The 24,575-nt window shown below is 58.0% G+C and carries 21 protein-coding genes; 16 read left to right on the top strand and 5 right to left on the bottom strand.

The features are described 5' to 3' along the window. Positions 1 to 26: 26 nt before the first annotated feature. Together FHD67_RS13070 and FHD67_RS13065 are read right to left on the bottom strand one after the other, a co-directional pair. Entirely contained in the window at positions 27 to 1,043 is a 1,017-nt protein-coding gene (locus FHD67_RS13070; RefSeq protein ID WP_218062310.1) for a substrate-binding domain-containing protein, read from the bottom strand. Positions 1,044 to 1,079: 36 nt separating this feature from the next. Then, positions 1,080 to 2,090: an ABC transporter permease gene (locus FHD67_RS13065; RefSeq protein WP_139086067.1), complete on the bottom strand. Its 1,011-nt coding sequence runs from the start codon at positions 2,088 to 2,090 to the stop codon at positions 1,080 to 1,082. Between the two features lie 186 nt (positions 2,091 to 2,276). On the opposite strand from FHD67_RS13065, the gene FHD67_RS13060 reads away from it, so the two are divergent. From FHD67_RS13060 to FHD67_RS13045, 4 genes are all read left to right on the top strand, one after another. After that, entirely contained in the window at positions 2,277 to 3,314 is a 1,038-nt protein-coding gene (locus FHD67_RS13060) for a LacI family DNA-binding transcriptional regulator (RefSeq protein ID WP_139598964.1), read from the top strand. A 254-nt stretch (positions 3,315 to 3,568) separates the two neighbouring features. Continuing rightward, entirely contained in the window at positions 3,569 to 5,629 is a 2,061-nt protein-coding gene (locus FHD67_RS21070) for a calcium-binding protein (protein WP_139598931.1), read from the top strand. 223 nt (positions 5,630 to 5,852) lie between these two features. Continuing rightward, on the top strand, positions 5,853 to 6,041 hold the full coding sequence (locus tag FHD67_RS13050; protein WP_139086071.1) for a hypothetical protein: 189 nt from the start codon (positions 5,853 to 5,855) through the stop codon (positions 6,039 to 6,041). A gap of 263 nt (positions 6,042 to 6,304) precedes the next feature. Continuing rightward, complete coding sequence (locus FHD67_RS13045; protein ID WP_139598930.1) at positions 6,305 to 6,514, top strand: hypothetical protein; 210 nt, start codon at positions 6,305 to 6,307, stop codon at positions 6,512 to 6,514. A 19-nt stretch (positions 6,515 to 6,533) separates the two neighbouring features. Here FHD67_RS13045 and FHD67_RS13040 read toward each other — a convergent pair whose 3' ends face one another. Next, the gene (locus tag FHD67_RS13040; RefSeq protein WP_139086275.1) at positions 6,534 to 6,827 is read right to left on the bottom strand and encodes an HU family DNA-binding protein; all 294 of its coding nucleotides are present in this window, start codon (positions 6,825 to 6,827) and stop codon (positions 6,534 to 6,536) included. A 245-nt stretch (positions 6,828 to 7,072) separates the two neighbouring features. Between FHD67_RS13040 and FHD67_RS13035 the strand changes: the two genes are divergently transcribed. The 6 genes from FHD67_RS13035 (at position 7,073) to FHD67_RS13010 (ending at position 12,754) form a co-directional block, all read left to right on the top strand. Then, entirely contained in the window at positions 7,073 to 7,387 is a 315-nt protein-coding gene (locus FHD67_RS13035; RefSeq protein ID WP_139086277.1) for an H-NS histone family protein, read from the top strand. A 305-nt stretch (positions 7,388 to 7,692) separates the two neighbouring features. Further along, positions 7,693 to 8,010, top strand: a complete 318-nt coding sequence (locus tag FHD67_RS21205) for a BLUF domain-containing protein (RefSeq protein ID WP_139598929.1) — start codon at positions 7,693 to 7,695, stop codon at positions 8,008 to 8,010. A 155-nt stretch (positions 8,011 to 8,165) separates the two neighbouring features. Next, complete coding sequence (locus tag FHD67_RS13025) at positions 8,166 to 8,462, top strand: type II toxin-antitoxin system RelE/ParE family toxin (RefSeq protein WP_139086283.1); 297 nt, start codon at positions 8,166 to 8,168, stop codon at positions 8,460 to 8,462. 3 nt (positions 8,463 to 8,465) lie between these two features. Then, positions 8,466 to 8,762 (top strand): addiction module antidote protein, encoded by a 297-nt coding sequence (locus FHD67_RS13020; RefSeq protein ID WP_139086285.1) that lies wholly within the window; start codon positions 8,466 to 8,468, stop codon positions 8,760 to 8,762. A gap of 827 nt (positions 8,763 to 9,589) precedes the next feature. Continuing rightward, on the top strand, positions 9,590 to 10,294 hold the full coding sequence (ctrA, locus tag FHD67_RS13015; protein ID WP_139598928.1) for a response regulator transcription factor CtrA: 705 nt from the start codon (positions 9,590 to 9,592) through the stop codon (positions 10,292 to 10,294). A 1,722-nt stretch (positions 10,295 to 12,016) separates the two neighbouring features. Continuing rightward, positions 12,017 to 12,754 (top strand): sugar transferase, encoded by a 738-nt coding sequence (locus FHD67_RS13010; protein WP_246071294.1) that lies wholly within the window; start codon positions 12,017 to 12,019, stop codon positions 12,752 to 12,754. Between the two features lie 127 nt (positions 12,755 to 12,881). On the opposite strand, the gene FHD67_RS13005 is transcribed toward FHD67_RS13010, so the two are convergent. Continuing rightward, a complete protein-coding gene (locus tag FHD67_RS13005) occupies positions 12,882 to 15,119 on the bottom strand; it encodes a PAS domain-containing hybrid sensor histidine kinase/response regulator (RefSeq protein WP_139598927.1) in 2,238 nt (745 codons plus the stop codon). 638 nt (positions 15,120 to 15,757) lie between these two features. Here FHD67_RS13005 and FHD67_RS13000 point away from each other — a divergent pair. From FHD67_RS13000 to pncA, 3 genes are all read left to right on the top strand, one after another. After that, the gene (locus FHD67_RS13000) at positions 15,758 to 17,362 is read left to right on the top strand and encodes a sensor histidine kinase (RefSeq protein ID WP_139598926.1); all 1,605 of its coding nucleotides are present in this window, start codon (positions 15,758 to 15,760) and stop codon (positions 17,360 to 17,362) included. 23 nt (positions 17,363 to 17,385) lie between these two features. Continuing rightward, on the top strand, positions 17,386 to 17,763 hold the full coding sequence (locus FHD67_RS12995) for a response regulator (RefSeq protein WP_139598925.1): 378 nt from the start codon (positions 17,386 to 17,388) through the stop codon (positions 17,761 to 17,763). 169 nt (positions 17,764 to 17,932) lie between these two features. Continuing rightward, positions 17,933 to 18,529: a bifunctional nicotinamidase/pyrazinamidase gene (pncA, locus tag FHD67_RS12990; protein WP_139598924.1), complete on the top strand. Its 597-nt coding sequence runs from the start codon at positions 17,933 to 17,935 to the stop codon at positions 18,527 to 18,529. A gap of 84 nt (positions 18,530 to 18,613) precedes the next feature. Here the strand turns inward: pncA and FHD67_RS12985 are convergent, their stop codons facing one another. After that, complete coding sequence (locus tag FHD67_RS12985) at positions 18,614 to 19,087, bottom strand: chemotaxis protein CheW (RefSeq protein ID WP_139598923.1); 474 nt, start codon at positions 19,085 to 19,087, stop codon at positions 18,614 to 18,616. A 631-nt stretch (positions 19,088 to 19,718) separates the two neighbouring features. Between FHD67_RS12985 and FHD67_RS12980 the strand changes: the two genes are divergently transcribed. From FHD67_RS12980 to FHD67_RS20455, 3 genes are all read left to right on the top strand, one after another. Beyond that, on the top strand, positions 19,719 to 21,914 hold the full coding sequence (locus tag FHD67_RS12980) for a methyl-accepting chemotaxis protein (RefSeq protein WP_246071293.1): 2,196 nt from the start codon (positions 19,719 to 19,721) through the stop codon (positions 21,912 to 21,914). Between the two features lie 859 nt (positions 21,915 to 22,773). After that, positions 22,774 to 22,926: a hypothetical protein gene (locus FHD67_RS20460; RefSeq protein WP_176695121.1), complete on the top strand. Its 153-nt coding sequence runs from the start codon at positions 22,774 to 22,776 to the stop codon at positions 22,924 to 22,926. Between the two features lie 788 nt (positions 22,927 to 23,714). After that, positions 23,715 to 24,575, top strand: an 861-nt coding sequence (locus tag FHD67_RS20455) for a hypothetical protein (RefSeq protein ID WP_176695120.1), incomplete at its 3' end; no start/stop codon positions are given.

Here is a 24,575-nt window from a genome sequence, read left to right as displayed (position 1 = left end):
GGGGCGGTCCTTGTCATGGTTCGAGATCAGAATAGGCGTTCGGCGTAGGTGTCCTTGTCGACGATCACCATGCCGTTGCCGACAACCAGCTTTCCTTCGCCGGCGCCCTGCGTGACGGACACCGCCTCATAGCCCTCGACGCCAAGATCCATGCCGTCCTCCAGCTCACCCCCCTCCAGCAGGATGCGGGCAACCTCGTTCATTGCCATTCCGGCCTTTTGCGGGTCCCAGAACCCGATAGCCGTGATGGCGCCGCTGTCCAGATAGGCCGCTGACGGGTTCGGCAGTCCGGTGCCCACAAGACAGACCTGACCGGTCAGGCCGGCCTCCTCGATCGCGCGACCGACGCCAAGGACGTCGTTCCCGGCCGAGGTCTGAAAGCCCTTGATGTCCGGATGCTTGCGCAGGATCTCCTTGGCGGTCTCGTAAGTGCCGTTGGCATCGTCAAAGGACTCGTTGTTAGGATCGACCAGTTCCATGCCGGGATACTGGGCGGCATTCTCCTCGCCTGCGCCGACCCACTGCATGTGCGTGCGGCTGCCCAGAGACCCTACGAAGGTCGTCCATTTGCCTTCTTGACCCATGCATTCCGCCAGCCGCTCGTTCAGCGCAGTGCCGTACTCGGCGTTGTCAAACGCCTCGATGTTGGCCATCGTGTTGACCTGGTTGTCGGCCTCGTGCGTCACGACGATGGTCCCCCGGTCGATAGCGCGCTTGAGCAGCCCCTCCAACACGCCCGGATCCATGGGTACGATGGCCAGTGCGTCGGTGCCTCGCGCCACCAAGTCCTGGACAATCTGCAACTGCTGAGCAGAGTCGGCAGTGGCAGGCCCGACCTGAGAAATCGTCATCTCAGGGTGCTGCTCGGCATACATCTTGACCCCGGTCTCCATCCGGTCGAACCACGGGATGCCGCTGATCTTCACGACGGTGGTGATGGCCTTGCCGTCCTGCGCCCATGCCCCCTGGCCGGCCACCCCCATCACGGTGGTAAGAAGGGCGGCCTTCAGGCCGGTTGTCAGCGCGCGGTGTTTGGTCGTCATTGTCTGTCTCCTCCGAAGAAAGCCCTCATCCTCCCATCATTCCGCGGCGCGAGGGGGGTGCCGGGAAGGTGCGAACGCGGCGATCCTGTCGGTCAGATCGAACCGCGCCACGGCCAGGAAACACAAAAGCAGGATGCCCCAGGCCAGATCTCGAACAAAATTGGACAGCCCGATGAAGTTCAGCAGGCTGGACAGAAGCTGCAGCACGACGGCTGCCAGGATCACGTTCACGATGCGGCCGTGGCCACCCTGCGGACGGACCCCCGCCATCACCGCGATCAGGATCGCGACCAACAGGTACGACGTGCCATAGTCCCATTTGACGTTGACGTTGCGCGCCGCGATGATGATCCCGGCGATCCCCGCCAGCAGCCCCGATATCGCATATGTGGTGGTGATGATCCGCACCCCGCGGAACCCGCTGTAGACCGCCGCCTTGGGGTTCGCGCCAGTCAGCATCAGGCGCATCCCGTACGGCGTCAGGCGCAGTACCACAGCCAGCACCGCTCCGATCGCCAGGAAAATCAGAAAGCTGATCGGCATCCCGAACAAGACCCCGTTGCCCAGCTCGTACAACGGGTCCGGAGAGCCGATGGTCAACGACCGCCCGTCGGACAGCACGACCGCGACGCCTGTGAACAGCATCTGCGTGCCCAGGGTCGCGAGGATTGGCGTGATGGCGAACCGGGAGATGATGATGCCGTTCAGGATGCCCGCGATCAGGCCGACCGTCATACATCCCACGGCAAAGACCACGGTGAACAGCATGGGGGAAGTGGCGGCGTCGACCGTCGCAATGGCGAATATCCCCGCGGCGACTCCGGACATGTTCGCGTTCGCGATGCCCGACAGGTCGATGCCTCCGTTGCCCGCGCACATCGCCAGCATGACGCCGATCGCCAGCAAGCCGATCTCGGGCACCTGTGTCGCCATTGACTGCAGGTTGAACAAGGACAGGAACGCGCCGTCGGACACCAGCCCGCCGAGGGCCAGCAGGACGACGGTCAGGACGCACAATACCGCAAGGTTCGCATCGCGTTTCACCATTTCTCCTCCCCAGGATTTAGTAAAACATTCGCTTGATTTAGTAAAACGCTAGCAGCAAGTTGTTAGTCACGCAACGGATTTGTCAGGGCCCTCGCGGTTTGTCGAAACGGGGGGTCACAGCAGCCTTGGCCTTCGGGCGGTCTTGTATAGAAGGTGGTCTCGACCAGAGGAGGGGGCGTGCGAAACATGGACAAACCAGTCAGAAAGCCCGCGACCCTTCGGCAGGTGGCCGACATGGCCGGCGTGTCGGCCACGACCGCGTCGCTGGTTCTGAACGGCAAGGGCGACATCACGCAGGTCACCCGCGATCGGGTGCTGGCTGCGGCGATGGCGCTGTCCTATGCTCCCAGGCCGTCCAAGACTAAGGCCGACGCGTCGCAGACAATTCGCTTCCTCAAGGTGTCAAAGCATGGCGACACGGTAAACCGCGACCACAACCACTTCATCTCTGACTATATCGACGGCATGTCCCACGAGGCCACGCGCCGGGGCTATAACCTTGAGGTGGTGGCCCATGACGGCGTGGACATCGCGGCCCTGCTGGCCACGGGTGGTGACGGGCGAGGTCAGATCATTTTGGGGACCGAATTATCCGAGGACGACATCCTCAAACTGTCACAAGGTCAGCAGCCAGTAGTGTTCATCGACACTTATTGCCGGCACGTGACCGCGAATTTCGTCGACATGGACAATGATCAAGCCGTCTTCTGCGTCGCGTCGCACCTCCAGGCGTCCCGGCTCGACCGGATCGGCTTCGTCGGAAGCCGTTCCGACGTGACAAATTTCCGGCTGCGTGAACAGGCGTTTTCGCGGGCCTGTAAGCAGCTGGACATCACGGTCGGGGAGCAGGACATCCTGCATGTATCAGCGCGGCGCGACAGAGCCTATGCCGAGGCCAAGCGTCACCTTGCCGCGCAGGACAGTATCGCCCACGCCTATTTCTGCGTGAATGACATTGTGGCCCACGGCCTGATGCGTGCCTTGCAGGAACTGGGGCATCGCATCCCAGAGGACGTTTCGGTCGTGGGCTTTGACAACCTGCCTATGAGCAGCCTTTTGTCCCCGGCTCTGTCCACGATACACGTCCCGAAACGCCAGATCGGCGCGATGGCGGTCAGCTTGCTCGACGGCGTCATCAACGGTGGTCAGACCCAAGCTCCGACGAAAGTGCTTGTGACCGGTCAGCTGATACTCAGAGAGAGCAGCGCAGTGAGAGTAAGCTAAGCGCATCTATGGGTAATTATGTCCCTCTACCAGACTGCTTCACTCTTGCAGATCAAACCCTAACTGTGACATGGGCGCGGAGGTACAAACAGAGAACCCGAACAACAGATCAGGAAACATTTATAGTCTCATGGTCATCAAATAGATTTGTAAGTGCGTGCTGATGGGTTTTATGACGGAGTGGCCTTGATCTACTTCGCCTTCAAAAAGTGCACGTTGAGAACGTGCTCAGACGGTAGAAAGTGGATCGATAAATGCCCTCAATCGATATTGTTAGAGTAGACGATAATCCGTACGAAACCATCGGTGGTATTCGCGAAGACACGGCCTCGCGAGGGGTTGATTTGGAAGGTGCTCAAATCACGGCTGTATATGCTGACGGATCAGTAGAAAATTTGAGATGGCACGCCTTGGATGCGTATACATACGGCGGCGCTACCGGTACCAGCGTCGATATGTCCTTTGGTTTTGATTGGCATGAGTTGGCGGCAACAAAGCTCCTCGCATCGCTTCAAATTAATCTGCAGCCGGCCAACTCTGTATTTGACACGACGTTGGACAGCGATGATCAGTCCGGTGGCTCTACCCCAGGGTCATTGAGTGGCTTTCCTTTCAGACTGGCTCCAGAATATGAAGAGATCGCCGGAAACCTGATCGCAAATTACTCAGGGATCGTAAGTATCTCAGGAAATGAAGCCGTCGGTGACATTTACACAACGATGGTGATTGATTTCACCAACCTCTCTGCGGGCGGCCTTCTGGGCGATCTGAGGTGGAATTCGGACATCGATACCATGAGGGTTTCCGGTGACCTGGTATCATCCAACCAGGGCAATGATACGTTGGTGGGCGGAGCCGGAAACGACACCCTTGACGGGGGGCACGGCACCGACACGGCCGACTATCTGAGCGCCCAGGGCAATGTTCTGGTCAATCTCTCAATGGTAGGTTCTCAAGATGTCGGCGCCTCCCAAGGTCGTGATACCTTGATCAGCATCGAGAACCTGATGGGAAGTCGTTTCAACGACATCCTGATCGGCTCAGCCGATGCGAACGTAGTGGTAGGCAACGAGGGTGATGACCGTATCAATGGCCTTGCAGGAAACGACGTACTGGAGGGTGGTCTTGGCGATGATACGCTTGCCGGGGGTCTTGGAAACGACACCCTAGACGGGGGTGTTGGAGTTGATTGGGCTACGTTCATGGGCGAGAGCCGGGCGGCAAGGCTCGATCTGTCGATAACCGGTCCGCAGGCCACAGGCCATGGCGTCGATGTGGTCCGGAACATCGAAAACATTCATGGTGGGGCAAGCAACGACCTCCTGCTGGGCAATGCCGGGGCCAATGTGATCAGAGGTGGATATGGGGCGGACACCATTCACGGTCGGTATGGCCATGACCTGCTACAGGGCAACGCCGGTGATGACATTCTCAACGGCGGTTTTGGAAACGACTCCCTGGACGGGGGTGTTGGAGTTGATTGGGTCACGTTCATGGGCGAGACCCGGGCGGCAAGGCTCGATCTAGCGGTGACGGGTTCGCAGGCCACAGGTCACGGCGTCGATGTCATCCGGAACATCGAGAACATTCACGGCGGGGCAGGCAATGACCACCTGCTGGGCAATGCTGGAGCCAACCTGATCAGAGGCGGATACGGGGCGGACACCATTCACGGTCGGTATGGCCATGACCTGCTACAGGGCAACGCCGGTGATGACATTCTCAACGGCGGTTTTGGAAACGACTCCCTGGACGGGAGTGTTGGAGTTGATTGGGTCACGTTCATGGGCGAAACCCGGGCGGCAAGGCTCGATCTAGCGGTGACGGGTTCGCAGGCCACAGGTCACGGCGTCGATGTCATCCGGAACATCGAGAACATTCACGGCGGGGCAGGCAATGACCACCTGCTCGGCAATGCTGGAGCCAACCTGATCAGAGGCGGATACGGGGCGGACACCATTTACGGTCGGTATGGCCATGACCTGCTACAAGGCAACGTCGGCAATGACATTCTCGCCGGGGGCTTTGGAAACGACACCTTGGATGGCGGTGTCGGAAATGACCGCATCAGGGGCGGCGCAGGCGCTGACACCTTTGTTTTTAGGAGCGGATCTGACCACGATGTCATTCTCGACTTTCAGGATGATATCGACACGATCCAGCTTCTTGATTTTGAAGTTGCGAACTTTGCGCAGGCTCGTACCTACGCTTCGGAAAGCGGATCCGCTGTTGTCCTCGATTTCGGCCACGGCGACGTCCTGATCATTCACAATACAACGATAAACGCGCTTGGAAACGACCTTGTCTTCGTCTGATGGGGCTGGGCTTGTTGCTGCGGCTTAACCTTGAAATGCGACACAGGCGCTGACTTATTCTGATCTGAGCGGGTGGAGACATGGGCCGTCGCAGCCGGCCCGGATCAGGCGGGTGATCTGCAGAAGTGATAGCTTGGATCTGACATACTTCAGGATGAGGTGTTATGCGCCCAACAACCCCCGTGTGAGCGATCGCGCGGGGGTTGTCTCATGAGGGTCTGCGGTGCGCCGCATCTGCGATCTGTTTTTCATGACGCAGGGCGGCGGCGTGCAAAGCCTCCTCCAGCCTTCGGGCCAGCTCGATCAGGTGGGGCGGGATGTCTGTCATGACTCCGAACCGGACCAGCGTGCCAATGTTCCCGACAAATCCGTGTCCTGTTCGGCGGGTCTGAGCAACGCACTGTCCAGATGATGAGGGGACCTTCGAACAAGGTGAACGAAGGTCCCCATGAAGAGAGTGCGTTTGCTCTTCATGGGCAGAGAACAGAACCCGTTTGAAGATGTTCCTGCCCTTTACGAATTGCGCATGGGTAGGAGTGTGAGTGGCAAGAAATGGAAGTGTGATTTTTTATACCCCCTAACGCTGCTGATTGCCCGGTTCGAGTGTCGCGAAGCTGTCAGCGCGGCACCGCCAGATGCACTAAACTGAGCGTGGTTCCCTCGGTAAGGCAGGCCATGTCCGACACCCCTCAGGTCCCTGATCCGTTTCCGCTCGATTTCGACATCGAGGATGGCCCTTGCTTGGTTTGCAAAGGCAAGCTGGCTGAGGATTGGATCTGCCTGGAATGCGGTGCCGACCACTTCGAGGGCGTCATGCTGTTGATCGGGTATGGAATGCCTCGAAAAGGCGCTCCGCCTCCCTCAGCGAGATGCGACCTGATCTGACTGGCACAGGGGGCGGGGATCAGCCGGGGGTTGTAAGGCGGTTGAGCTGCTTGAGGATCTGCTTCGAGGCCCGAAAATGCATGTGCCGCTTGGGTGCTATCTCCACTGCCTCGCCCGTTCTCGGATTGCGACCCACACGAGCGACCCGGACCTTGCTGAAGAAGCTCCCGAACCCGCGCAACTCCACCCTGTGCCCTTGGCTCAAAGCCTCGGCGATCTCGTCCAGGATCGTGTCCAAAGCTTTTTCCGCGGCAAGCGCGGTCAGATGAGGATTTTCCTGTCGAAGCTTTGCCAGCAGCTCTGAACGGATCACTTTGTCTATCCCTGTTTCGAAAGAAAACCGAACAGGCATTACGATCTCATAGCCCGCCGGATGGAGAACTTTCGATTCTTACTTTTGGGTTCAAGAGATGTGATAGATTTTTGTTACGGCCTTAAAATGCAGGGTAATTGCACATTACGCATGACCGAAAAATATTTTTTCCTGTCTATATGCTCTCCTCATTTTAGATTTGATGGCACATAACTCGGGCGCCGACTGAAAATGTAAGGGTAGCTATGTTTGATATTGATTTCGACACCATGAGCCTTGAGGATCTGAAGCGTCTGAAGCGGGAGCTCGACAAGGCCATTGCCAATTATGATGACCGCCGCAAAGCGGAAGCAAGGCGCGATCTTGAGGAAAAAGCCCGTGAATACGGGTTTTCCCTCTCCGAGCTTGCGGAGGTCAAAACCACGAAGCGGGGGCCCGTCGCCCCAAAGTATCGCAATCCGAGCAATCCGGATCAGGTCTGGACAGGGCGTGGCCGGCAACCGACCTGGTTCCGGGAAGCAATCGAGGCCGGGACCGAGCCTGCCGATCTCATCATCTGAGATCGCGCAAGGCTATGGGCCGGTCATGAACCGGCCCGTTCTCTTTCGAGAGCGAAAATCTGTAGAGCGATTGTTATGCGGCAGACCGCGCAGGGGGGGTATCAGCCCGAAGGTTATGCTCGACAGGCAGAAAACTGCACGGAAAAACAAGGCCGAGTGCAAGTGCTTTGAATTCCTGCTACGTCGCGACCGCATAACGAGTCATAGCCGTCAAAGACCTTCCGTCTTTGGCGGCTTTTTCTATACCGAAATTCAGGTGTTCGACGAGCAGTGCATATGTGAGAGATCGGTTTTTGGAGAGGCCGATGATTCACTACATGATCTATCGAAGCCATACCGAATTGATGCCGTCGGATGATGCTTATCGGCGTATCCTAGAGCAGGCCAGAGCCCGCAATTTCATTCTGGGCGTCACTGGATACCTGCATTGGGAAGATGGGATCATCCATCAATGGATCGAGGGACCTGCTGCAGGGCTTTCGATTGTCGAACAGTACATTTTGTCTGACCGGAACCACCAAAACACTGTCGTCTTGGACAGAGGCTATGGGCCGGAAAGAGAGTTTGAGGATGGTCGATGGCTGAAAACAAGTCCGAGGGGAACTCGTTGTTCGCGTTCATAGCGGCCAGCGCTGTCCCGAGCTCAAATCATGCGGCCTATGCCAGAAACATCATGTCTTTCATGAAGCAGCAGTTGGTCTGACTTCGCCTCAGTCCGATCTTTCGAGAACGACGGGCCGTAGTTGCCTAGGCCCTCTATGACAACTATATTTGTCAAATGGTCGAGTTGATCCGCAGTGCCACTTTTGACCGCTGGCTGACCGGCCTGCAGGATCGTCGGGCGGTTGCCCGGATCGCGGCCCGGCTTGATCGGCTGGCCGGTGGCAATCCGGGCGACGTCCAGCCTGTCGGAAACGGAGTATCCGAGTTGCGGATCCACTACGGGCCCGGCTACCGGGTGTATTTCCTCCAACGGGGCCCGGTTATGATCGTGCTGCTCTGCGGAGGCGACAAGTCGTCCCAAGAGAAAGACATCATCCAGGCCAAGGCTCTGGCCGCAGAATGGAAGGGTTGAACGATGACCGAAGAAGCCTTTGCCCGCTACGACAGTGCCGATTACCTCAAGACGGAAGAGGACATCGCCGCCTATCTGGAGGCGGTCATGGATGAGTCGGGCGATGATCCGGCCTACATCGCCCGTGCATTGGGCGTTGTGGCACGAGCCCGGAACATGACGGCACTGGCCCGCGAGGTGGGCATGAGCCGGGTCGGCCTCAGTAAGGCTCTCTCCGGTGAGGGAAACCCGACCCTGTCCACGGTGATGAAGGTCGCCAAGGCGCTTGGCCTCAAGGTCTCGATCCAGCCGGGCACGTGACCATATTTCAAGTCTGAAAGAACGGCCTTAGGAGACGTTCCAAAACACAGCAGGGATGCCGAAATGCAATTTCGGTAGACATCGGCCATATCCTGCAACTGCAACACCCCCTCAAGTCGTCCATCAGTCCGTCTGTTTTGGTGGATCGATCCAGATACCACAGAAGCGACTGCCATCGCTGGTGGACGCGACTTGTCCGCCTCCTGCCATGCAATAGGTGAAAGGGTACTTCCCAAACTCCCGTGCATCTCCGCGCCTCTGGATTAGGAGCAGCACCACGATGCCCAGAACGGCCCCCAGAGCCGCAATTCCCCCGAAGACGGCCAGAACAGACACCCCCTCCGAAGCTGTAGAGGGCCTGCTGGCGGCCCGTGATGGCTTCCAAGCGCATATATGGTCGGCAGCCGCGCTAGGAATACCGGTCCCTTTGTTTCATCATTCGTAGAAGCTTGTCCTGAGTGCAGCCCAACCTGAGAGCGATCCGAATGCGCGGGTAGGTGTTGGATATGGTCTGGCCCAATTCTAGTTCGGATTTTCCAGACGTGACTACGTCGTTGATCGACAGCTCAATAGCCGCATACCGACGGATGCTACTGCCGGTGTGTCATCGACGACCAGTTCAGCCTGCCGTCGTCGAGATCCGGGGCGTCAGTAAGTTTGAGGACAATACTCATGGCGTGCGCAGGCAAGCGCCAGAAATAGGTGCTTTGAGGTTGGAATGGCAGGGATATATCCTAAGTCGGAATGCAACCAATAGGTGTATAAGCTTGTTCATATAAAAGGGAAATCGACCGTCCTACGGCAAGCAAGACCAGAAAGGACCAGCCATGCAAATTCTTGTGGTGGAGGACAATGCCAGTACCGCTAGAGCACTCGAACTCATGCTGACGACTGCGAAGCACGGCGTGTTTATGACTGGCACGGGGGAGGAGGGTATCGATCTTGCGAAGAACTATGAGTATGACCTCATCATTCTAGATCTCGATCTTCCTGACATGAACGGTATGGACGTCCTGCGCCATCTCCGCATCGCGAAGATAAACACCCCCATTCTTATCCTGACCGGTTCGGACGATACCGAGAGCAAGTTGCGGGGATTTGGCTTCGGCGCAGACGACTACATGACAAAGCCGTTCAACCACCAGGAACTGCAGGCTCGCATTCAGGCAATCATCCGTCGGTCCAAGGGGCATAGCCAAGCGATGGTCGAGCTTGGAGATCTTACGATCAATCTTGATACGCGGACGGCTGAAATCAGGGGCAAGGAACTGAAGCTAACCGGCAAGGAGTATCAAATTCTTGAGCTGCTGAGTCTGCGCAAGGGCAATGTCATCGGCAAGGAAGCGTTCCTGAATCACCTTTACGGGGGGATCGACGAACCGGAGGCCAAGATCGTTGACGTCTTCGTTTGCAAGCTGCGCAAGAAGCTGTCCGACGCCATGAATGGGCAAAATATGATCGAGACGGTCTGGGGCCGAGGCTACGTTCTTCGTGAGGCGCAACCGGCAAAGCAGATCACCGCGCGCGCTTGACGTTAAATCGAGGGACGGCGCTATACCCAAATCACCAGTATTTCCTATTTGTTAGTGACACTTCATGCGAGTTCATCGCACCTCAAACCGCAACCGCCTGAGTGTCCGGTAAAACGGCGGCATGACCATTGTGCCAAACGCTACTCCAGCAGCAACTCACATCGGCGATGATTGTCTGGCAATGGGAACGCCACTAAGGCTGAACACGATCACCTCCAACGGTCATTCAGAATTCGAACCTATCGAATCGTCCGGATACGCCGCGCCACGGCTAGTCCTGCAACGCGAATGGTAACTGCTGTAACACTCATGAGCATGACGGGTGTTATCCAGCAAAAACCCCCGCACGAAGCATCGGGCGAGGGTTTTAGATATGTATTTACGAACTCGTGAAGAACGCAATCTAAAGGCGAGGCCCCATCTTAAAGTTCCCCCAGCCTAAAATATTTTTGTTTTTCTGTAGTCGCCGTGAAGGGTGGACTGGAGAAATCGTAATCCAAAGGAGGAGCCCCCCGGTTCTGGCCGCAAGGAGGAAAAAGCGGCGGGCCGGGGGCTGTTGTATCACCGGCACCGCAGGGAGGAGGGCACAGCCGGAGGAATAGCATGGTGATACACCCGAAGCATTTCTGCTCCGTTAAGAGATTGGCTGGAACGCTGTGCACCCGACCTCAGGGTCTGCGCTGCGCATCAGACGCTATCCAATGCTTTGTCAGCAAAAAAAGCCATCGAGCCGGTCTAAGGAAACGGCTCAGTGCTGCGTGATCCGGGCGCGATCAAGGGTAGACACCTTGTGATCGGCGCGTAACGCGGAACACGGCGGTGGTTTAGGATCATTGCGTTCATGTGGCTGGCGAGTGTCTTCAAGCCGGACATGAGCAAACCGAATTTTGCCGTGCTCCTGTCTTTTGTCACTGAAGAAGCAGCACGATGCATAAAGGATGTTTAACCCCGTCATTGCTGCCCGGGCTGCCGACGCCCCATCCATTAATCTGTGTACAGAAGAACGCGCAGCCGGCCGGCTTCGATCACCTCCCCTGAAGCCATCAGACCGTGCTCCAATAGACCTGCCAATAGCTCAGCCGAAGCTGTAGGGAGAAACCCTGTAAGCTGACCCGCCGTGGATTTTACCGCAACTGCCGCCGGTTCCGGTGCGCACCTTCGGCTGCGCTGTAGGTACATCCGTTCACCATGCCTGGGTCGTTTTCCGATATAGATCGGACATGTCGTCAAGACCTCGACTTCCCTGTCCGACGCGGCCCGTCTCATCATTGCTGCGACGGCCAGCGCCTTTGTCCTGGGAGCAAGACCGGCTAGCAGAAGACGTCGTTTCATGGTTGTCCTCACATCTGCCACCGGTGGGTGCCGCTCGAGCAGATTGGCAACTGCTGCCTCGGTAAATATTAACCTTCATCACGAACTGCCGTTCCAAATATGTGGTTGTGCCGATCAAATTAGTTAACAGGCCTCATCATCTCCCGGGTAAACGCGGATATAGACCACAGTAAACTCTTATGGTGATCTATTTTAAAAAGCTTTTGGATTCAACCAATTGATGTAATCTAGGTGCCGTACCGTTGTGGGATCCTAAAATCTGACCACGACCGCCCGGCGTTAACCAACTGTCACTCTTTGTGGGTAAGACCGGGGCCGGTTCGGTTGAAACGTAGAAAATTTTATTCAATTGGTAATGGATTGTTCGTTTTTGTGCGTAAGGGGTGAGCCGTGTCCAGCTCAGAGAGATCTTCCATCGAATGTTCAGCTGGTAAGGACAGTCGGCCGCTCATCGGTGCATTGACGCTTGATGGCGATACATCGAGTCGATCCAGATCCGCAAAGGAACCCCTACCTCTGGGTGGCGCGAGCAAGCGCACCCTCGATATTGCGTTGATTTTGCTCGTTCTGCCGTTTCTGGGCCTGCTGATGCTTGGACTGGCGCTGCTCATTAAGCAGCGTGATAAGGGGCCGATGCTTTACGGTCACCGCCGCATTGGCTTTGACGGTCGTGAGTTCAACTGCTGGAAGTTTCGGACCATGGTCGTCAATGGCGATGAGGTTCTGGAACAGCATCTGAAAGAAAATCCTGAAGATGCGGTCATGTGGAGAGAGCAACGCAAGCTCACGAACGATCCACGTGTCACGCCCATTGGGCAGATGCTGCGGAAATTGAGCCTGGACGAACTCCCCCAGCTTCTGAACGTTCTGAAGGGTGAGATGAGCCTGGTCGGTCCGCGTCCGATCGTGCGCGACGAGTTGGCTCATTATGGTAGCACAGCGCGTTACTACCTGGCGACCCGTCCAGGTCTGACGGGACTGTGGCAGGTCAGTGGACGAAGCGATACGACTTATGCAGAGCGTGTCCGTATGGACCGCCATTACGTGGTGCAGTGGACCTTGCTGAGTGACCTCCGCATCATCGCCAGGACCGTGCCTGCACTGATAACCTCCAAGGGGGCCCGATAGGTCACATGTAGAGCGTCGTAATTATTTGCTAGCGCGGAAGACCTGACTATTCCAAATGTTCAGGTCTCCCAAGCTACCTTAATTGGACCGATCGCAGTTTGCTGCAGTTCCAGGTGCGCATCTTGCGCTAGGAGATAGATGGCCGCGTCGGAGAGATGAAGGTCTCGAGTTGTGCTCGACTGACAGGCTTTGCCAAGAAGACGATGTCAGCCAAACCTTCGTTGGCGGACAGCTTTTCTTGATTGTAGCCGGACATAAGGGCAATGCGGATGTCGGGGTGGGTCTTGGAGACCGCGCAAGCAAGGTCCAATCCTGACTCTCCGGGCATCACCACATCGCTTATCAGCAGATCCAGCCCGCTTTCACGATTGATGATGTCCCGTGCCTCCCTGCCGTTAGCTGCGATGAGGGTATCGCAACCCAAAGAGGCCAGCATTCGTGCAATCACCCGTGCGACCGCCGGTGTATCATCGACCACAAGGGCTTTTCGTTTCTTTTCCGGAATGGCTGCCGCGGCTGGAGCGTCGCCTTCCACATGCCGAGTGTCGACAGGCGCAATGGGGAAGAGCATGGAAATGGTCGTACCCTTCCCGGCCGTGCTGGAAAGCGTCACGAAGCCGCCCATCTGTTCGAGGTAACCGCGCACACGTGACAGTCCCAGACCCGACCCCTGGCCGGGCGAGCGTGTCGTGAAGAACGGCTGGAACACTTGTTCATGCAGATGCTCTGGGACACCGGAGCCGGTATCGGCGACGGAAAGGCATACCCATGCTTGAGTTGCTCCTCCATTGGGATGCGCACGGTGTATCACGCCGAGCATTATCCGAATGGTGCCCGATCCCTCGATCGCATCGCGGGCATTGAGGGCCAGGTTCAGGAGGCAGCTTTCCGCCATGACTGCATCTATTAAAACCGGCGGAACAGCGGTCTCCACCTCCAACTCGATTTTGATGCGCGATGGGATAGCACGTCGCACAAAAGGCGCCCAGGATTGCAGGAAGCGCCCCAGATCCGCTGTCTGCGGCGTCAGCTTCGACTTTCCTGCAAAGGCAAGAAGGCTATCGTTCAGGGACTTGCCGCGCATCACGGCATCGCGGGCCTCCGAGATCAGTATCCTGGCCTCGTCGGGATCAGCGGTCAGTTCCAGTAGCTCGACGTTCCCCAGGATCACCGCAAGCAGATTGTTGAAATCGTGGCTGACGCCCCCTGCCATCTGCCCGATCAATGCCAAGCGCTCACTTCGCTGACGTTCTTCAGCACTATGCCTTTGCTCCGTCACATCGTTGATGAGCACCACCGCATGCCCGTGCCCGTCATGTTCACCCGCCAGCGGCACGGCCACGCATTCCAATATCTCCTGGCGTCCCGAACGGTGGTGCCGCGCCTCGAAATGACACGGCTGCTGCGCTGCAAGCCTATCGCGCACATGGTCGATATTGGGGGTGCAATCCGTCTCCTGCATCACCTCTTTCAGGGTCTTTCCCAACAGCTGCTGCCCATCCTGATCCTGAAGTGCGATCGCCGCGGCGTTCGCATACATGATCGGCCAGAAGTCGATGGCGCCTTCACGTCTCTCAAGCATGACCGCGCCCGTGGTCATTGCGTCGATGGCTGTTCTGAACAGCCGAAGATCACGCTGTTCGCTCACCTCGCGGGTCACGTTCCGGAAGTGGACCGCGATGCCTGTCTGAGCAGGATGAACGGTCACATGAAACCAGCTCTCCAGCGGAGCGAAATAGGCTTGGAATGACTCCGAGTGTCCCGTTCCACTGACAATCCGGTAAGTCCGCTCGAAGATCGTGCCGCGAGATTCGGGAAATTCCTCCCAGATACACTGCCCGACAAGCTCGGTAGGGGGGCGGCGGAGCATCTGTTCTGCAGCCACATTTACGAATGTGAATTGCCAACTTCTATCAAGCAGGAAAAAGCCGTCGGTCATCGTGCGCATAACGAAGGATAGCTCCGCCTGTGCACGCATTTGCTCGTCGATCGCAGCGCGTTCCCGACTGATGTCCTGGAAGGCACCCTGCAGCGCCACCACGCGCCCATCCTGCAGGATCGCCTCACCGATGGTTCTGGCCCAGAACAACCTACCTGTCATGGAGCGGCACTGCACGTCCAGGTTCCACGACGCTCCGTCGGCGAGGCAGGCGTTGACTGCTTCTGTGACTGCTTGCCTGCTTTTTTCGACGTAGAACGACAGGGCAAAGTCCAGGCCGAGTTCCGTTCCCACCGGCACAGCAAACAGATCGTGGAGAAGTGGCGTCCATTCAACTCGATCCTCACCAACGCGGTAATACCACGCGCCGGTCTGGCTGGCGGCGCAGGCGCCTCTCAGAAGACGAAGCTCGTCATGCTGATCCATCGTCAAAGGGTCCCTTTAAATGCGGTCAGATGCCCAAAGGGTTACCGACTAAAATTGCCTTACCACTTTCTTAAGGTTCAGCCGTATCAACTCCCAGATGTAAAATAGTGTTAGGAGTGTGTGACGTGTTTCCGTCGGCGGCAAGACAGGATGCCGATTTTCAGGCTTGCCGGCATGCTTCGCTGGATACCCCGGCTTTAGCGCGAGGTTGGTCATGCAGTAAGACTGAAACCCGACCGCCAGAAAGAAGGCAGGCCCCAGGCTTTTGGCGCGTTCTGGGCTCTTGCGACAACCGGTGACCGTACTCATTGCTTGATGGCGAATGACAGTTGCCGGACGACTCCGATCATTTCGAGGCGACCCTGGAAATGGGCATCAACCGGTAGAAAATGATCCGCAGGTCCATTGACTGGCAACGAGGCTAAGAACTCCAGATCCTCATCACGCCGGGAATGTCGATCAACTTGCCAGAAAAAGAGGAAAAACAAGTCAGGGCCTGTACCCGTTTATTCACGCTACAGTTGCGAAGAATGGATGAGTACCAAAACGTAAGAATTGTCAGCGTGTTTTAAACAGTTAAGGACTCTCTAAGATGGTTCGCTAGGGTACGCTTGAGGCTTCTCGACGAGGACCTGACAATGCAATCTCTGACCCACGTGCCACGTCACCTTTCTCGCCTCTTGCGCATATCCGCGTTCGGAGCGGTGACGCTTGTCAGCATGACAGTGCTAGGGGCAGTGTTCTGGCTATCCCGGGAGTTTGATGAAGACGCGCGGCAAAGCTCCCATCTCATGGTGGAGAGCGGCCTCAATGCCCTCGTGGCCAGCAATGAAATCATCGGACGGGATTACGCGTATTGGACCGAAGCATTCAACGCGGTGAATGAAAACAATATCGACTGGCTGAATATCAATGTCGGATCCGGTGTCTTGGCCGACACGATGCATGTTCTGGTCATCGCCGGTGGGCCGCTGCCGGAAACCCTCGGATGGGCCGACGAAGCGAGTGGTCATCTAGGCACCGAGGATTTCGCCGCCTTTCGCGACGCGGGCTTCGATTTGGCGAAGCGGAGACATCACGAACCCGGCGATGAGCCGATCAGTACATTCGTGGAAATCGATGAGACCTTGTTCACGATTGCGGTCGACTGGATCATTCCACATGATAGGGAGCTGGGTGCTGATGAGGAGAAGGCACTCTTGGTCTCGGCGGTACGGCTTGACGAGGGAACGACGGCGCGGTGGGGGGAAATGTTCCTCCTTGATGGGCTAAATTTCGTTAGAGCTGCTGGTGATATTCAGGGCCGCCAAGCAATCCCCATTTCGGGTCCTGCTGGTCCGCTAAGGTATCTTGTCTGGGCAGCGCCTCAGCCAGGCCTGCAAGCACTCCATGCCGTCTCGGTGCCACTTGTTCTGGCTCTTCTCCTTGTGACGGTCACGCTTGGCCTTGGAGCATTCGCCATCAGTAGGCTTGCCCTTCGGTTGGAACGGGCGCTTGTGGCAGCCGAGGCTGCCGATCGCACCAAGTCGGAGTTCATCGCCAGCCTTAGCCATGAACTGCGCACTCCGATGAATGGCATTGTCGGCATTCTGGAGCTCCTGCAGTTGGAAGATCTGACTGATGGGCAGTGTGAGTTGGTGGCAGTAGGGCTGAGCTCGGCCGAAGCACAGTTGGCTCTGATCAATCATTTGCTCTCATTCGGTCAGATCGACTCAGGGAATAGGCACATTTCCATTGGTTCGTTCGCACCCGCGGACGCAGTGCGGGAGGTGGTGTCTCTGGCGATGCCCCTGGCTCGAAGCAAGGGCCTGCAGCTGCAGGTTCTCTTTGAAGGACCAGTCGATGCTCCACTGCTGGGTGACCGTCTCGCAATCCGACAGATCGCAACGAATCTTATCTGCAATGCGATCAAATTCACCCAGATGGGAGCAGTTTCGGTCGAGCTGAAGGTCTCTCGAACCATGAATGGAAACAGGTTTCGAATTGCGGTGAGTGACACCGGGCCCGGGATCAAGGAGGCCGACACCAATCGGATCTTCGAGAGCTTCGTTCAACTTGATGGCGCAGAGGCACGCGCCGCCGGCGGCGTCGGGTTGGGCCTGGCGATTTCACGACGCTTGGCGAACGCCATGAACGGAACACTTTCCGTCAATAGCATACCGGGGCAAGGCGCAACCTTCGTCTTTGAGGTCACACTCGAAGCTCCCGTCGCCGCTCCCGACACACAGAAACTTGCAGCCTGAGAGGGAATGTATTGGAACAAGCCATGATCCTGATCGTCGATGACAATCCAACCAACAGGTTTATCCTCGCAAAAATGCTGCAAAGCCGTGGGTATGCGGTAACCGAGGTCACCAGCGGATCACGGGCGATCGAGTGCATTCGCGACAATGCCCCCGCAATTGTGCTCATGGACATCAACATGCCCGGGATGACCGGCGTCGAGGCGGCATTGGAAATTACCGACCTCATGGGCTCCGATGCCCCCGCTATCGTCGCGGTCACCGGAGATGACACGTCGCAACGCCGTGCTGAATGCGAGGCAGCCGGCTTTGATGGCTTCATCCCCAAGCCGGTAAGGATGCAGTCGCTTTTCGATATTATCGATCGGAATTTGCAGGGGGGTGGGTTGGAGGTTTGGTAGCTGTCTAAAAACTCAAGATGACGCTCGCTCCGGAACCATCCCTGAGCTTACCTATACCGATGGTGGGCACGCACTCGATTAGATGGGCCAAACCTTGATTGTATGGCCCTTGACCTGACGGTGCGGGCATTTCCCCATGATGAGAAACTAGACACCCTATGAGGATCTTATGGCGCGAGCTTTGATAGTGGTCGATCTCCAGCAGGATTTCTGCCCCGGTGGTGCATTGGCAGTCTCGGGCGGAGACGAGATCGTCGGTCCTATCAATGCCCTAATGGACCACTATGATGCTGTAGTGCTGACGCAGGACGTCCATCCTCGAAATCACACCAGCTTTGCGGACAATCACCCTGGGGCAGAACCGCACCAGATCGTCCGGATGCCGTATGGCGGGCAAATCCTATGGCCGGTTCACTGTGTCATTGGTACACCAGGGGCAGATTTCCACGAGCAATTGCATGTGAACCGTGCGGATCTGATCCTCCGCAAGGGGTTTCGCCCGGAAATCGACAGCTACTCTGCATTCTATGAGAATGATCATCGCACATCGACCGGATTGGCCGGCTATCTCCGCGAGCGCGACTTATCCGACTTGAGCTTTGTGGGCCTTGCTCATGATTTCTGCGTTACCTGGAGCGCCATGGATGCCGCCCGCCTCGGCTTCAAGGTGCGCGTGATCGAGAAGGCATGTCGTGCCATCAACGTCAACGGCAGCTTGGCTTCTGCCCGGGACGGGATGCGCCGAGCTGGAGTCGAGCTGGTTTGACGCGTAAGGATCAAAACAATTGAGTAACGACCCATCACCGGAGAACTACTGCCCATATGAATGGCAGCGGAAACGATGTCACTGTTATGCTGCATCGACCCCGTGGGCCGTGGGCAGCAGTTGCGCCAGGTCGATCTTGCGCAGGATGCGGCCGTCCTCCAGCGTGATCATGCCGACGATGAACTCGCGCGCGGGGTTCGATGCAATGTCGGGCACCGCCTGGATGTGATCGTCGTTGATGGGCAGGATGTCGGACACCAGGTCCGCCAGCAGGCCCACGATCCGGCCGGCATGCATCGCGATGATGACGACATGGCGGTGGGACGGCGTCGCCGCACCGAAGCCAAGCCGTGCCGACAGGTCGACGACCGTCACGACCGATCCGCGCAGGTTGATCACGCCTTTGACGTAGTCGGGCGCATGGGGCAGCATGGTCGTGAGGGTCCAGCCGCGAATTTCGCGGACCAGCCCGATGTCGATGCAGAAGTCCTGATCGGCCAGCTTGAAGGCCACGACGTCGCTTTTGCCGACGGAATTATGCGAGATGGATTGCAGCATGCGTCACCCGTTCGATGCCATGGGGGCCATGCGGCGGCCCTGGTCGTTGGACATGGAAAGAAGGATTTCTTCGGGGTCGAAGAACATGTCGCGGAATTTATCTATGTCGGCCATCGTCAGCGGCCCAGGGCTTTATCGATAACATCGATCAGTTGCTCGTCCTTGTCGTCATGCGGTTCCGCCTGCGCCTTCAACAGTATTCATACCCGCTAGCATCTGGGGATTAAGAAAGCCTTGCTGCGGGCGAAGGGAGTCTGAGCAGTGATGGAAACGGTCCTTTAACTGTTCTCGAGTATGGCTTGGCACGTCCTTACAGGAGCCACGTCGTGTTGCATCTCGTCACACCGATACCGAAACCCGCTTTCTTGCATGTCGTGCAACTCTGGGGTGTGGCGGGAAAATGAGACAAGCAGCCTCGCCTGTCCGGTGGCTGCACGCCAGAGGCGGCGATTCCTTGCAGCTCCCTTGTGGATAACGGACTTCCAACCCCTGTGCCCTCTGATCTCCACGGTCAACAGCCGCGGATCGGCAATATCAGCAGGGTGTCAAGCTACGCAGCTGGCTCCTGTGTTTCCATCCGCCACTTTGCCCAACATCCCCTTAGAACTCAGCAACACCGGAGTGTGTTACTATGTTAAAGAACATCCGCATCTCGACACGCATCGCCGGCGGCTTTGGTGTGATCCTTCTGATGCTGGCCCTGTTTGCGGGGTTGACCTGGTCTCAATTGCACAGTCTGCGTGATGTCAGTGCTGAGGCAGATAACGCCGAGGCTCGGGCAATCATCGCCGCTGATATGGACCATGGCGTTGGAAAAGCCACCATCGCAGTCGGAGCATATCTCGAGGCGCCTACAGAAGAGAGCGGAGACGCGGTCATCGCAGCGATCCAGCATGTTCGTGCTCTGGCCGTGGATCTGGATGCCTTGGGAAGCAAAAACGGGGCACCGATGATTGCACTCAAGGACCGTCATCTTGCAGAGGCGCAGGTGTTCATCGACCTGTATCAAGCACGGAACGGTCTGATTGCCCGCATGCAGAAAACCGCAATTGAGCACCGCCGCAACATCGAGCAGTTGCAAGGTCTGTTCGAGGGTCGAGGGGCACGGGATGATGCCTATGCCGCAATGGCCGCATCGAACAGCCTGCTCGTTACCCGCGCCCGGGTCGACCGCTTCCTGTCGGGTGCAGATGTCGCAGATTTCGACGAGGCGCAGGCCCCGTATGAGGAGACGCAATCCCAGCTGCAGGATATCGCCCGCCGCCCCATTCCCGATGATGCCCGCACCTTGGTGACGACAGCCCTGGCCGGCGTTACGGATTACTGGACGGACGCCACGACGCTGCGCGAGCTTGAAGTGAATGTCCGGCAAGCGGTTGCGGCAGTCGAGGTGACATCAAAGGAAGCAGTGGCATTGGTCGAGGTGATCCGCGAAACCGCCGGCGGCCTCTTGGCGGAGGCTGACGCCAGGTTCGAGGAGATCATGCAGACGACCATCGCTGCCATCCTTGGTGGCGTGGCTCTTGCGATCCTGATCGGAATGTCGATTGCGACGATCCTGTCGCGCGATCTTCGTCGGCGGCTGTCGCAGACGGTGGATCAGACACGCAGCTTGGCCAACGGTGATCTGCAGGTCGAAATCAAGGGACAGGACGGCCGAAACGAACTGGCCGAATTGGCGCAGGCCTTGGGAGTGTTCCGCCAAAATGCGATCGACCGGCGCGATCTGGAGGAGCAGGCTCGTCAGGCACAGGATGCCACAGCCGCCGCCCGCGATACAGAAGCCCGTCAGCAGGCGCGCGTTGTCCGTGACATCGGCGCGGGTCTGGACCGTCTGTCCCGGGGCGACCTGACCGAGCAGATCCCCAACCCCATCTCTGACCCGTTCCCGGCCGGATATGACGCGCTGCGCGAGGCCTTCAACACGGTAGTCGAGAACCTGACGGGCACGGTGGCGCGCATCACCGATGTCGCTGATCAGGTCCGTGGCGGGGCATCCGAGATCACCTCGGCGGCGCAGGATCTGGCCAGCCGCGCCGAAACCCAAGCCGCGACGCTGGAGCAGTCGGCCGCGGCCTTGACCCAGATGAGTGCCAGTGTGACCTCGACGGCCGACCGGGCGCGTCAGGCCGAACACGCCAGCCGCCAGAACCGTGATATCGCGCAAAGCAGTACCGAGATCGTGCGCGATGCGGTGACCGCAATGCGGGGGATCGAGGCATCATCCGACCAGATCACCCGCATCATCAGCGTCATTGACGATATCGCGTTCCAGACCAATCTGCTGGCCCTGAACGCGGGCGTCGAGGCCGCACGTGCAGGAGAGGCGGGCCGTGGCTTTGCGGTTGTCGCATCAGAAGTTCGGGGATTGGCACAGCGCGCATCCGGCTCCGCGCGTGAGATCAAGTTGCTGATTTCTGAATCTGCTAGCCAGGTCAAGGCAGGGTCGGCACTGGTTGGACGTACCGGCGACAGTCTGGAGCAGATCCTGGTCATGGCGAAAGAGGTGTCAGACCAGATCTCGGCCATTGCGCTGGCTGCCAATGAACAGGCGATTGGGCTTATCGAAGTGAATACCGGCGTTAACCAACTGGATCAGGTGACCCAGCAAAACGCCGCCGTCGCTGAACAGGCGAATGCCGCAGCAGCATCGCTGCAGCAGCGGGCCGAAGATCTGACGCAGGAAATCTCGGGGTTTCGTGTTGCAGGACATGGTGTCAGGACCTCAGCGTCGCGGGGGCGGATGCCTGCATCTCTCCCCGCTGTCCAAACGCTTCCCCTGCGGGTCGTCGGTGGACGACCTGAAAGCCAGATGTTCGAGTTCTGATATCTACTAAAGATTACCAGCCCGGACCCACATGCCGGGTCCGGGCTGGTGATTGTATGGTGCCTGTGCCGCCGATTGAAAGCTGGTGCTTCTTACGCGTAGGACGGAAACCCGACAGCAATCGCGTACCCGCAGTCGTCATTCTGAATATTGACCACGCCGCGCAGCTCTGCCGCAAGGACCTCGGAAACCCTCATCCCAAGTCCACCTTCCTCTCCCCCTGCTTTCTCGGCCATGCCGATGTCGTCGTCAGCGCAGGTCAGGCGCAGAACGGTAAACTGCCTCTGGCTGTCTGAAGGGAGTGGCGGAACCTATGTCCGGATCGATGTGGATGGTGACGGCTGCCAAGACTTTGCAGTCTTTATCGAGCAAGTTCTGGGCTGAGCATGGAAGATTTCATATCTTACGTTTCATGCCATCGGGCATTGCTACTGTTTCGACTCTTCATCCAAAGATGCCAGAGATAGGTGCGAGAACGTTTTGCAGGGTGAACTGGTCCCCGTTTCGACCGGACATTTGGGCATAGCCATGGAGGCTTAGGTATATGCCTGAGCACGTGCTTATGTCTGGGATTGAGATCATCACCGATGGCGGTCGTCGGCGCCGCTGGACTGCTGCCGAAAAGCTGCGGATCGTCCGCGAACGCGGCACGGCGCAGCAGAGTACTCGCGCAGAGAGCTGTGCAGTTCAACGAGCGACGCGTCATCATCAGATGCCACGCAGCGTCCGAGCGGTCGCCTGTCATCTGGTCCGTCCTGAGCGTGTTTCCGCCAGAAAATCAACTTGCGGTTAATCAGTGCAACCAAGGCGTGCGCTCCATGTTAGTGCCGGCGAACCAAAAAATCAGACGGAGACAACCGTGCGGAACACCGTGATCATGGCCATCGCCACCAAAGACGAACTCGATATGATCGTGTCGGCTCTATCAGCATACAACCACAACACAAAATATCGGGCACTGTATGAGAAGCTTATCCGGCAGCAGGATCAGGTGTACGAACTTGCCGGCTGACGGGAGCCACGCTTCAAGGCTAGGTGGGCGGCAGGGGAACACCACTGTTCGCTAATCATCATCGATGCAACTCTTATCACTGCCTCACATCCATGCCGCGTGGATCGGCAAGCCTGCATGGCGTGGTTATCTCAGGGAAAAGCGCCTTAGGCCTAGTGAGTATGCCCGATTTCACCCGTCGGTAGAGTCACCTAAACTTGACGTGACACGTGTATGGGACGGGCTATGGACTGGAGCCCTGTACCTCATGCAGATGGCTGGTTCTCATCAGGTATCGTGCATCAAAAGCGAAGGCCCACGCCGTGATGCAACGACACAAGCATATGAAGGTCCCTCTGGGAGCATTGACCCTCGTCGCCTGCCTGATGGCGGCACAAGCGGGTGCTCAGCAGAGTGGCAATAGTCCTCCGACGGCACAAGAAATTTGGCGGCATCTGCCACCGCTGCCAGGGCTGAAGTCTAAGACCTCGCCGGCACCGGCACCGTCGGAAGCAGCCGGGTCGCAGGCCGACACTGCGTCCAGACAACCTGAAGGGACGCCCGGCTCTGGGCTTGAGACCGCTAGGCCAGACACGACCTCCAGCGATCCATCGGTTTACGCCGCGCCAGGGATGCAGAATACCCGCCCCCCAACTCAGACAGATGAGGCTATTCCCCAGCAGGCGATGGCGCGGTCGGAGCCATCTCAGTTGCGCCTCGCCGTCTACGTTCCCGAGCGGAGTGCCACAGATCAGCGGGACCAGACTATCGGATGGCTATCGGCCGAAGGCTGGAAACCCCAGGAAGTCGTGACGCCGATCACGGTCGGCGAAACGCATGTCCGGTATTTTCATCCGCAAGATCGCGCAGCAGCCGAAGATATGGCAGCCGCGCTGGATATTGATGCCCGGGACTTCGTGAGCTTCACACCCTCTCCAGAAGAAGGCTATCTGGAACTATGGTTGGGTGGACCGGGTGCTCCTCCGATCACCAACCCAGTGATTACCCGCGGGCAGATGACGGAACCCTATCAGGCGTTGACTGCGTCGGGTGACGATGGCGGCCCGGAACCGATCACCGAAGATCTTGATCGGGATTCTGGCGAACGGGGGGAGAATCCATGGCTGCGACCATTAAATCTTCCCGGTATTTTCGGCCGCAACAAGGGCCCCGAAGATGCGGCCACCACCCGAAGTGGTGGTCTCAGCGCAAGCACCGGCGATAATGGATCTGGCGGGAACGGGTCAGATGGAGCCAGCAGCGGAAGCAGCCCCGGTGGCAGTGGTTCTAGCGGGAACGGCGGCGGCAATGGGAACGGCGGCGGTAACGGAGATGGCGGCGGCGATGGAGACGGCGGCAGCGACGGAGACGGCGGCAGCAACGGAGACGGCGGCAGCAACGGAGACGGCGGCAGCGACGGAGACGGCGGCAACGACGGAGACGGCGGCAACGACGGAGACGGCGGCAGCGACGGAGACGGTGGCAGCGAAGGAGACGGTGGCAGCGACGGAGACGGTGGCAGCGACGGAGACGGTGGCAGCGACGGAGACGGCGGCAACGACGGAGACGGTGGCAGCGACGGAGACGGTGGCAGCGACGGAAACGGTGGCGGCAGCGGGAACGGTGGCGGGAACGGGAACGGCGGCGGCAACGGGAACGGCGGCGGCAAT

Origin of the sequence: Paracoccus haeundaensis, assembly GCF_006239215.1 — a bacterium.
GTDB lineage: Bacteria > Pseudomonadota > Alphaproteobacteria > Rhodobacterales > Rhodobacteraceae > Paracoccus > Paracoccus marcusii.
This window is presented reverse-complemented; position numbering and strand designations above follow the sequence as displayed.